This window comes from Duganella alba, from assembly GCF_009674495.1.
Lineage (GTDB): Bacteria > Pseudomonadota > Gammaproteobacteria > Burkholderiales > Burkholderiaceae_D > Rugamonas > Rugamonas alba.
Window position 1 is genome coordinate 33,201 of sequence record NZ_WKJN01000041.1, and the last position, 9,706, is coordinate 42,906.

The window sequence follows — 9,706 nt, forward strand, 5'->3', positions numbered from 1 at the left end:
CTTAATACTTGAAACTTAGGCTGCCAGGCTGGCCTGGTCGACACGGACGCCAGCGCCCATGGTCGACGACAGGGAAACCTTGCGCAGGTACACACCTTTGCTCGATGCTGGCTTGGCTTTGTTCAGCGCGTCGATCAGGGCAACCAGGTTGGTTTTCAGATCGGCGTCAGCGAACGACTTGCGGCCGATCGTGGCGTGGATGATACCGGCTTTGTCGGTACGGTACTGAACCTGACCGGCTTTCGCGTTTTTCACGGCGGTAGCGACGTCAGGGGTCACGGTGCCCACTTTCGGGTTAGGCATCAGGCCGCGTGGGCCCAGGATCTGACCCAGGGTACCAACGATACGCATGGTGTCTGGCGACGCGATGACGATATCGAAAGGCATGTCGCCGGCTTTGACGCGCTCGGCCAGGTCTTCCATACCAACGACGTCGGCGCCAGCGGCTTTCGCCTGCTCGGCCTTGTCGCCCGAAGCGAACACGGCGACGCGAACGGTTTTGCCGGTGCCAGCTGGCAGCACGACGGAACCGCGGACAACCTGGTCCGACTTCTTAGGATCCACACCCAGTTGGACCGACACGTCGATCGATTCGTTGAACTTGGCGGTGGCCAGTTCTTTGATCAGAGCAACAGCGTTGTCGAACGAGTAGTTCTTGGTGCTATCAACTTTGGCTTTGATAGCTTGTGCGCGTTTGGACAGTTTTGCCATGATTACAGACCTTCCACCGTGATGCCCATCGAACGTGCGGAACCAGCGATGGTGCGTACAGCAGCATCCAGGTCGGCAGCGGTCAGATCAGGGGTTTTCAATTTAGCGATTTCTTCAGCTTGCGCACGGGTCAGCTTACCGACTTTGTCGGTATGTGGCTTCGGCGAACCTTTTTGCACGCCCGAGTGCTTCTTGATCAGGAAGGTTGCTGGCGGGGTCTTCATCACGAAGGTGAACGACTTGTCAGCGAACGCGGTGATCACGACTGGAATCGGCATGCCTGGTTCCATACCTTGGGTCTGCGCGTTGAACGCTTTGCAGAATTCCATGATGTTCAGACCGCGCTGACCCAGAGCTGGACCGATCGGTGGGGATGGGTTTGCTTTACCAGCTGGCACTTGCAGCTTGATAAAACCAATGATTTTCTTTGCCATGATGGCTCCTATCTTGGATATGAGTAGTAGCGCCCCACCATGCGTGTTCTGCAGGGCGGGGCTCCTCTTGCGCCAGATTTGCGGAGGTTTTTACACCGTCGCCCGTTCTGGCGAACGGTGCTGCTTATACTTTTTCGACCTGGCCGAACTCAAGTTCCACCGGCGTCGCGCGGCCAAAGATGGTGACCGAGACGCGCACTTTCGATTTCTCGTAGTTGACTTCCTCGACGTTGCCGTTGAAGTCGGTGAACGGGCCATCCTTGATGCGGACTTGCTCGCCCACTTCGTACAGCACTTTCGGCCGTGGCTTCTCGACGCCTTCCTGCATCTGCTGCATGATCTTGTCGATCTCGCGCGCAGGAATCGGGGTCGGCTTGTTCGATTTGCCGCCGATGAAGCCGGTCACCTTGCTGGTGTTTTTCACCAGGTGCCAGGTTTCGTCGGTCATTTCCATCTCGACCAGCACGTAGCCAGGGAAGAAACGACGCTCGGTGACCGATTTCTGGCCATTGCGCACTTCGACCACTTCTTCGGTCGGCACCAGGATCTGGCCAAACTGTTCTTGCATGCCGGCGCGTTCGACGCGCTCGGTCAGCGCACGCTGCACGCTTTTTTCCATGCCGGAGTACGCATGCACAACGTACCAGCGCTTATTGCTTACTGGTACGCTGACGGGCGCCGCGTCTTGAGCGGCTTCGACCGGGATTTCACCGGTCGCATCATCTTGCACGTTTTCGCTCATTATTTTCGTATGCCCAGAATGACGTCGTACAACAGGAATTCCAGAGTCTTATCCGTGCCCCACAGGAACACTGCCATCACCAGAACAAAGGCAAACACGATGCCGGTGATCTGGGTCGCCTCGCGACGGGTCGGCCAGACGACTTTCTTCGTCTCGCGGACGGCTTCTTTGGCAAAATTCAGGAAATCACGGCCAGTCGACGAAGTCCACAAGATCAAAACGGCAAAAGCCAAACCAGCCACAAGTGCGCCTGCGCGTACCAGAGCTGGTTTGTCCGACAGGTAGTAGAACCCTATCACGCCCACGATTGCAACGACAATTGCCAGTGCAACCTTAATCTTGTCATTCGACGTGCTGACGGTCTGCACGGATTGATTAGACATTTATATTTTACTTTCGGTGCCCTGCACCAGATTCGGTGGCAGGGGCGGAGGGCCTCGAACCCCCAACCTTCGGTTTTGGAGACCGACGCTCTGCCAATTGAGCTACGCCCCTACATAAAACTACAAAGGAGTGGGATTATACCACCCGGACACCCGGGTGGCAATCTCACATCCTGTTAGGCCAGGATCTTGGCAACCACGCCTGCGCCTACGGTACGGCCACCTTCGCGGATTGCGAAGCGCAGACCTTCTTCCATCGCGATCGGGTTGATCAGCTTGACGGTGATCGACACGTTGTCGCCTGGCATAACCATTTCTTTGTCGTGTGGCAGTTCGATCGAACCGGTCACGTCAGTCGTACGGAAGTAGAACTGTGGACGATAGTTGTTGAAGAACGGGGTGTGACGACCGCCTTCGTCTTTCGACAGCACGTAGATCTCGCCGGTGAAGTGGTTGTGCGGCTTGATCGAGCCTGGTTTTGCCAGAACTTGACCACGTTGCACGTCTTCACGCTTGGTGCCGCGCAGCAGCAGACCAACGTTGTCGCCTGCCTGACCCTGGTCCAGCAGCTTGCGGAACATTTCCACGCCGGTGCAGGTGGTTTTCACGGTGTCGGTGATGCCGACGATTTCGATCTCTTCGCCGACTTTGATGATGCCGCGCTCAACACGACCGGTCACCACGGTGCCGCGACCCGAGATCGAGAACACGTCTTCCACTGGCATCAGGAAGGCGCCGTCCACTGCGCGCTCTGGCGTAGGGATGTACGAATCCAGTGCATCGGCCAGGGCCATGATGGCTTGCTCGCCCAGCGGACCGGTGTCGCCGTCCAGTGCTTTACGTGCCGAACCTTTGATGATTGGCAGGTCGTCGCCTGGGAACTCGTATTTCGACAACAGCTCGCGAACTTCCATTTCCACCAGTTCCAGCAGCTCTTCGTCGTCGACCAGGTCGCACTTGTTCAGGAACACGACGATGTATGGCACGCCAACCTGGCGGGCCAGCAGGATGTGTTCGCGGGTCTGTGGCATTGGGCCGTCAGCTGCGGAGCACACCAGGATCGCGCCGTCCATCTGCGCGGCACCGGTGATCATGTTTTTGATGTAGTCGGCGTGGCCTGGGCAGTCAACGTGAGCGTAGTGACGGCCAGCGGTTTCGTACTCGACGTGCGCGGTGTTGATGGTAATGCCGCGTGCTTTTTCTTCTGGTGCAGCATCGATCTGGTCGTAGGCCTTCGCTTCGCCGCCGAATTTTTTCGACAGAACGGTTGCGATTGCAGCGGTCAGGGTGGTCTTGCCGTGGTCGACGTGGCCGATGGTGCCGACGTTAACGTGCGGCTTGGTCCGCTCGAATTTCTCTTTTGCCATTTTAGACTCCTAACGATTTGTGTGATTGGCAGGGAACCTGCCCGACTGTCTTGATAATGCTGCGTAGTGCGTACTGCGAATTCTGGTGCCCTTTACGTGGATTGAACACGTGGCCTCTCCCTTACCAAGGGAGTGCTCTACCACTGAGCTAAAAGGGCTGATTTGGGTACTGCAGGGTACTACCTTCGATGCTTGCGCATCTGCATTGCAACAACACTGGAGCGGGTGAAGGGAATCGAACCCTCGTCATAAGCTTGGAAGGCTTCAGCTCTACCATTGAGCTACACCCGCGAGGTATTGGTTCAATTCAATTCATTTTTACTGCGCCACTCAGTCTTTTTGCAAAAACTTGGTGGAGGGGGCTGGATTCGAACCAGCGTACTCATAGAGAACGGATTTACAGTCCGTCGCCTTTAACCACTCGGCCACCCCTCCGCGAGGAACCGCAGAGTATGAAGCAATTTTCTCGAACCGTCAACTCTTTTTCTCACCTTGTCGGTGCAGTGTTCACAGTTCGTCTGCTTCGGGGCGAGATTTTAAACGCACCAACTGCAAAAGTGCAAGTGTTGTTTTTACGTTGCATGTTTTCCTATACAATCGGTCGAACCAATGAGACTCCTGGAGCCCTGCGTTTGAATAATCGAAGCGGTCGCTGGCGCATCGTCCTGCTCGCCAACCTGGCCCTGTGGGCCGCCTACTTCCTGACCGGCCGTCTCGGCCTGCTGCTGGCGCTGCCGCCCGGCTATGCCTCCCCGATCTTCCTGCCGGCCGGCATCGCCCTGGCCGCCTGCGTGGTGGGCGGCGCCCGCCTGCTGCCGGGCGTGGCGCTGGGCTCGCTGGCGGTCAACCTCGTCTATCCATGGCTGAGCAGCACCGGCGTCACCGCCACCGCCCTGCTGGGCGCCGGCGCCCCGGCCTGCGGCGCAGCCCTGCAGGCCTGGGTCGGCAGCACCCTGTTCCGCCGCTACATCGATCCCGCCATCGGCTCCGGCCGCGACGTGGTGCGCTTCATCCTGCTGGCCGCCTGCGTCACGCTGGTGTCGAGCACGGTCTCGCTGTCCGGCATGATGGCGCTCGGCATCCTGCAACGCGACACCCTGGCCGCCGACTGGCTGGCCTGGTGGATGGGCGACACCATCGGCATCCTGCTGGCGGCGCCGCTGACCTGGATCGCCATCGGCCGCCCGCGCGCGCTGTGGGCGCGCCGCCGCCTGCTGGTGGGCCTGCCGCTGCTGCTGTCGGCCGCCGCCTTCATCGCCATCTACCTGCAGGCCGACCGCTGGGAAAACAACCAGCAGCTGCAAACCTTCCGCCTCAAGGCGCAGCAGACCGGCGACCTGCTGCAGGCCCAGTTCAGCGAACACGAACGCTTCATCTACGCCATGGCCAAGGCGCTCAACGACCCGCGCCGCTCGATCAACGCCGAGGACTTCGGCAACCTGTCGCACGGTTACCTGGACCAGCGCCCGGAACTGATGTCGATGGCCTGGCTGACGCCGGTGGCCGGCAGCGAGCGTTCCGCCTTCGAGGCCTGGGCGCGCCAGCACGCCGCGCCCGACTACGCCATCCGCGAGCGCGACGACGCCGGCCACTTCAGCGTCACCGGCCAGCGCGAGCGCTATTTCGTCACCACCTTCGTCGAACCGGCCGCCTCCCGCGTCTACCTGGGGCTGGACTTCCTGCACGACCCGCTGCGCCGCGCCGCGCTTGAACGCGCCATCCAGTCCGGCCAGCCGACCGCCACCGCGCCGCTGCAGCTGATCCCCGGCGCGCCCAGCACCGGCCTGCTGCTGCTGCAGACCGTCTACCCGCCCAGCAGCCGCCACCAGGCGGTCGGCTCGCTGCTGATCTCGATGCAGTTCGACGCCTACCTGAACCAGGCGCTCAAGCGCTCCGAATTCCCCTACTTCCTGGTGCGCTTCGAAGACACCGACGACGACGGCCCGCGCCGCGTGGTGCAGGACACGCTGCACCGCGCGGTCGGCGACAGCGACTTCCAGCGCCAGCTGCACTTCGGCGGCCGCATCTACGAGCTGACGCTGGCGCCGACGCCGGCCTACCTGCAGCAGCAGCGCGGCTGGCAAAGCTGGACCGTGCTGACCTGCGGCCTGCTGCTGACCGGCCTGCTGGGCACGCTGATGATGCTGATCAGCGGCGAGCGCGCCCGCATCCAGGCCGAGGTCAAGGATTCCACCTCGCGCCTGCGCCAGCGCGAAGCGCGCCTGCAGGCCATCCTCAACAAGGCGGCCGACGCCATCCTCACCGTCGACAGCAGCGGCACGCTGATGTCGGCCAACGCCGCCGCCGGCCGCCTGTTCGGCTATGCGCCGGAAAAGATGGGCGCGCTGCCGCTGGACAAGCTGATTCCGGTCGGCGTCGGCGACGCGGCCGGCCTCGACGCCGCCGGCCTGCTGCGCATGATCGCCTGCGGCGTCACCCACGAATACGAGCTGCCCGGCTGGCGCAGCGACGGCAGCGAATTCCCGCTGGCGATGTCGGTGTCGGAAGTGGAGCTGCCGGACGAGCATTTGTTCGTCGCCATCCTGCACGACCTGACCGAGCAGCACCTGGCGCAGGAACACATCCACCGCCTGGCGCACCACGACACGCTGACCGGCCTGGCCAACCGCCTGTCGCTCAACCTGCGGCTGGAGCAGCTGCTGGCGCAGACGCGCCGCAGCGGCGGCATGGCGGCGGTGCTGTTCATCGACCTCGACCACTTCAAGAAAATCAACGACACCCACGGCCACGCCACCGGCGACATGCTGCTGGTGGCGGTGTCGCAGCGGCTGCAGGAACTGCTGCGCGAGGTCGACACCATCGCCCGCCTGGGCGGCGACGAATTCATCGTCGTCACCGACGGCGCCGTGACGCCCGACGAAGCGTCCAACATCGCGGTGCGCATCGTCGACGCGCTGACCGCGCCCTACCACCTGAACGGCAAGACCGTGCACAGCGGCGCCAGCGTCGGCGTCGCCATGTTCCCGACCGACGGCGAGGACGCCGGCACGCTGATGCGCCACGCCGACACCGCCATGTACGCGGCCAAGAGCCAGGGGCGCGGCAACTTCCAGTTCTTCTCGGAGGCCATGAACAGTGCCACCCACGAGCGCCTGATGCTGGAGAACCGCCTGTGGCAGGCGCTGGAACAGAACGAATTCGAGCTGTATCTGCAACCGCAGATCGAGCTGGCGACGCAGCGCATCATCGGCGCCGAGGCGCTGCTGCGCTGGCACCATCCGGAGCTGGGCATGGTGGGACCGGACCGCTTCATCCCGATCGCCGAGGAATCGGGCCTGATCCTGCCGCTGGGCGACTGGGTGCTGCAACGCGCCTGCACCCTGCTGCATGCGTGGCGCGCGCCGGGACTGTCGCATCTGCGGCTGGCGGTCAACCTGTCGGCGCGCCAGTGCCACGGGCCGGGCCTGCTGCCGCACCTGGACCGCATGCTGCTCAGTCACGGCATCGACCCGGCGCTGCTGGAACTGGAAATCACCGAATCGGCGGCGATGCAGGATCCGGAACGCAGCCGCGCGCTGCTGATCGAACTGCGTTCGCGCGGCATCAAGGTGGCGATCGACGACTTCGGCACCGGCTACTCGTCGCTGAGCTACCTGAAGCTGTTCGAGATCGACCGCATCAAGATCGACCGCGGCTTCGTCAAGGACATCGAGAGCGACCCGAACGACGCGGTGATCGTCGCCGCCACCATCGCGCTGGCGCATTCATTGGGACTGGAAGTGATCGCCGAAGGCGTGGAAACCGAAGCGCAGCGCGACTTCCTGCGCGCCAAGCAGTGCGACGAAGCGCAAGGCTACCTGTTCGCGCGACCGATGCCGGTCGCGCAATTCGAAGCCATGGTCCGCGCCGCCGAAGTGCCGGCCTGACCCCGGTTTTTAGTCGGGGGTGCGGCCCACGGTGGGGTCGCGCTCGATCATGTCCAGCAGCGCCGCCACCACTTCCGGATCGAACTGCTTGCCGGCGCGGTCGCGGATGTAGTTCACCGCTTCGGTGTGCGGCCACGGCTCCTTGTATGGCCGCTCGTGCAGCAGCGAGTCGAACACGTCGACCACCGCCACGATGCGCGCCGCGATCGGAATCGCCCGCTCCTTGAGCTGGTTCGGATAGCCGTTGCCGTCCCAGTGCTCGTGGTGGCCGCCGGCGATCTCCGCGCCATAGGTCAGGTAGCTGACGCCGTCGACCATATTGGCCGCGCGCTCCAGGATGGTCCGCCCCACCGCCGCGTGCGTCTGCATCTCGGCGCGTTCCTCCGGCGTGTGGATGCCCGGCTTGAGCAGGATGTGGTCCGGCGTCGCCACCTTGCCCACGTCGTGCAGGATCGACGCCAGGCCGATCATCTCGAGCAGCTGCGGCGTCACCTCGTCCGCATACGCGCCGCGCTCGTGCAGGCGCTGGGCCAGCGACGACGACAGCATCTGCACCCGCCGCACATGGCCGCCGGTGCCGCTGTCGCGGAACTCGGCCAGGTCGGCCAGCGCCACCACGGTGGCTTCCTGCGCCTTGCGCAACTGGCCGAACATGTACAGGTTGTCGAACGCCGCCGCGATGCGCTGGCAGAACACTTCCAGCAGATCGCGCTGGATCTGCGCCAGCGGCCACGGCGGCGTCACCGAAATCGCCACCTCGCGGTTTTCCTGCGTATGGATGAACAGCACATTGGCCGGATGCTCGAACTGCGATTTTTTCTCGGCAAAAGCCTTGGCGATGGTCGGCCACAGCGGATGCGCGGCCGGCATCAGCTCGGCCTCGTTGAGCGCCGAATAATGGCCGGTGGCGGCCACCACGGTGGTGACGCCGGTGTCGCCCTGCATCAGGCACAGCACGCCGTCCGAGCCGACGTCGAGGATGGCGCTGACCTGGTTCAGCACGCCCGAGGCGAACTCGCGCAGCGAATGGATCTGGTACAGATTGGTGGCGCCGGCCAGGATCTTGCCGAGGCCGACACGACTGCGCTCGAGCATGTTCAGGCTCTCGTAGGCGCGCAGCGCCGAAATCACCGTGGTGAACAGCTTCTGCGTGGTCAGCTCGGTCTTGGCCTTGTAATCGTTGATGTCGTATTCGATGATGACGCGCTGCTCGGGCGCCTGGCCCGGCTGGCCGGTGCGCAGCACCACGCGCACGATGGCGTTGTGCAGTTCCTCGCGGATGCGGCGCGCCAGGATCAGGCCGGCGTCGTCGGTTTCCATCACCACGTCCAGCAGCACCAGCGCCACGTCGGGCGTGTCGCGCAGGATGTCGAAGGCTTCGCGTCCGCTGTAGGCGGAGAACAGTTCCAGCTCGCGGCCCTTGAAGCTGACATTGCGCAGCGCCAGCCGGGTGACGGCATGCACATCCACATCGTCATCCACGATCAGCACGCGCCACAAACGCTGGTCCGGGGCGCCGAGACCACTGGCAGGAAGCTCGTCCTCGTCTTCGTCGATCAGCCAGTTGTCGTCTGCGGCGTTGGAATCGGTCATTACACATCTCCTGTTGTTACCTTCAGGATAATCAGATTCCACCACCCTGACAACTCTTATCGAGGATGCGCTGCGGCATTAGTTGTTGACGGGAGATGCCCCCGGGTCGACGCTGGCGGCGGCAGTGCGGCTGGGGCCGCCGCAGGCGCCCGGATTGGCGCCGACATCCAGGTTCTGATAGCGGATTTCGTACTTGCCATTGCTGAGTTTGTCGACCAGCAGCTTGTCGTGCGCCTGCACGTAGGCGTAGCGCACGTTGGAGCGGCGGTCCATGTCATACACCTTGATGAACACCGCCGAGGCATTGCCGCCGTTGTCGAGGGTCAGCTGCATGTCGTCGCCGTGGTTACCGACCGGGAAACCTTCCATGTAGCCGGAACGGGTCGGCCACGGCTCGCCGTTGGGCGCGAGCAGCGTCTGGGTCTGGGTTTCGCTGTCGCACTCGGCGCCGGCGCCCGGCAACACCACCTGCGAGGCCGACACCACCTTGATCGGCGACGGCTTGGCCAGCGGCGCGTCGGCCAGCCGCACCGTGGCCCAGGCGTCGTGCTGCTCGGCCCGGGCCTCGCTGCGGCTGTCGCGCCCGCGC

The 9,706-nt window shown here is 63.1% G+C and carries 7 protein-coding genes, 4 tRNA genes and 1 pseudogene; 1 reads left to right on the forward strand and 11 read right to left on the reverse strand.

Going from position 1 to position 9,706, the window contains the following annotated elements:
• Window positions 1-15 precede the first annotated feature (15 nt).
• From rplA to GJ695_RS26575, 9 genes are all read right to left on the reverse strand, one after another.
• The gene (gene rplA, locus GJ695_RS26535) at window positions 16-711 is read right to left on the reverse strand and encodes a 50S ribosomal protein L1 (RefSeq protein WP_154361335.1); all 696 of its coding nucleotides are present in this window, start codon (window positions 709-711) and stop codon (window positions 16-18) included.
• A gap of 2 nt (window positions 712-713) precedes the next feature.
• Entirely contained in the window at window positions 714-1,145 is a 432-nt protein-coding gene (gene rplK / locus GJ695_RS26540; RefSeq protein WP_154361336.1) for a 50S ribosomal protein L11, read from the reverse strand.
• A 124-nt stretch (window positions 1,146-1,269) separates the two neighbouring features.
• Entirely contained in the window at window positions 1,270-1,887 is a 618-nt protein-coding gene (gene nusG, locus GJ695_RS26545) for a transcription termination/antitermination protein NusG (RefSeq protein WP_154370131.1), read from the reverse strand.
• Window positions 1,887-2,270 carry a preprotein translocase subunit SecE gene (gene secE / locus GJ695_RS26550; protein ID WP_154361338.1) on the reverse strand — a complete coding sequence of 128 codons (384 nt, stop codon included), beginning with the start codon at window positions 2,268-2,270 and terminating at the stop codon, window positions 1,887-1,889. The genes nusG and secE overlap by 1 nt, the downstream gene beginning before the upstream one ends.
• 36 nt (window positions 2,271-2,306) lie before the next feature.
• Window positions 2,307-2,382, reverse strand: a tRNA-Trp gene (locus GJ695_RS26555).
• 64 nt (window positions 2,383-2,446) lie between these two features.
• Complete coding sequence (tuf, locus tag GJ695_RS26560) at window positions 2,447-3,637, reverse strand: elongation factor Tu (protein ID WP_154370132.1); 1,191 nt, start codon at window positions 3,635-3,637, stop codon at window positions 2,447-2,449.
• Between the two features lie 83 nt (window positions 3,638-3,720).
• Window positions 3,721-3,795, reverse strand: a tRNA-Thr gene (locus tag GJ695_RS26565).
• Between the two features lie 59 nt (window positions 3,796-3,854).
• Window positions 3,855-3,928, reverse strand: a tRNA-Gly gene (locus GJ695_RS26570).
• A gap of 59 nt (window positions 3,929-3,987) precedes the next feature.
• Window positions 3,988-4,072: transfer RNA gene (locus GJ695_RS26575), tRNA-Tyr, on the reverse strand.
• A gap of 197 nt (window positions 4,073-4,269) precedes the next feature.
• Here GJ695_RS26575 and GJ695_RS26580 point away from each other — a divergent pair.
• On the forward strand, window positions 4,270-7,524 hold the full coding sequence (locus GJ695_RS26580) for an EAL domain-containing protein (RefSeq protein WP_154370133.1): 3,255 nt from the start codon (window positions 4,270-4,272) through the stop codon (window positions 7,522-7,524).
• Between the two features lie 9 nt (window positions 7,525-7,533).
• Here GJ695_RS26580 and GJ695_RS26585 read toward each other — a convergent pair whose 3' ends face one another.
• Complete coding sequence (locus tag GJ695_RS26585) at window positions 7,534-9,117, reverse strand: DUF3369 domain-containing protein (protein WP_154370134.1); 1,584 nt, start codon at window positions 9,115-9,117, stop codon at window positions 7,534-7,536.
• 78 nt (window positions 9,118-9,195) lie between these two features.
• Window positions 9,196-9,706, reverse strand: a pseudogene (locus GJ695_RS29720) (J domain-containing protein); the annotation flags it as partial.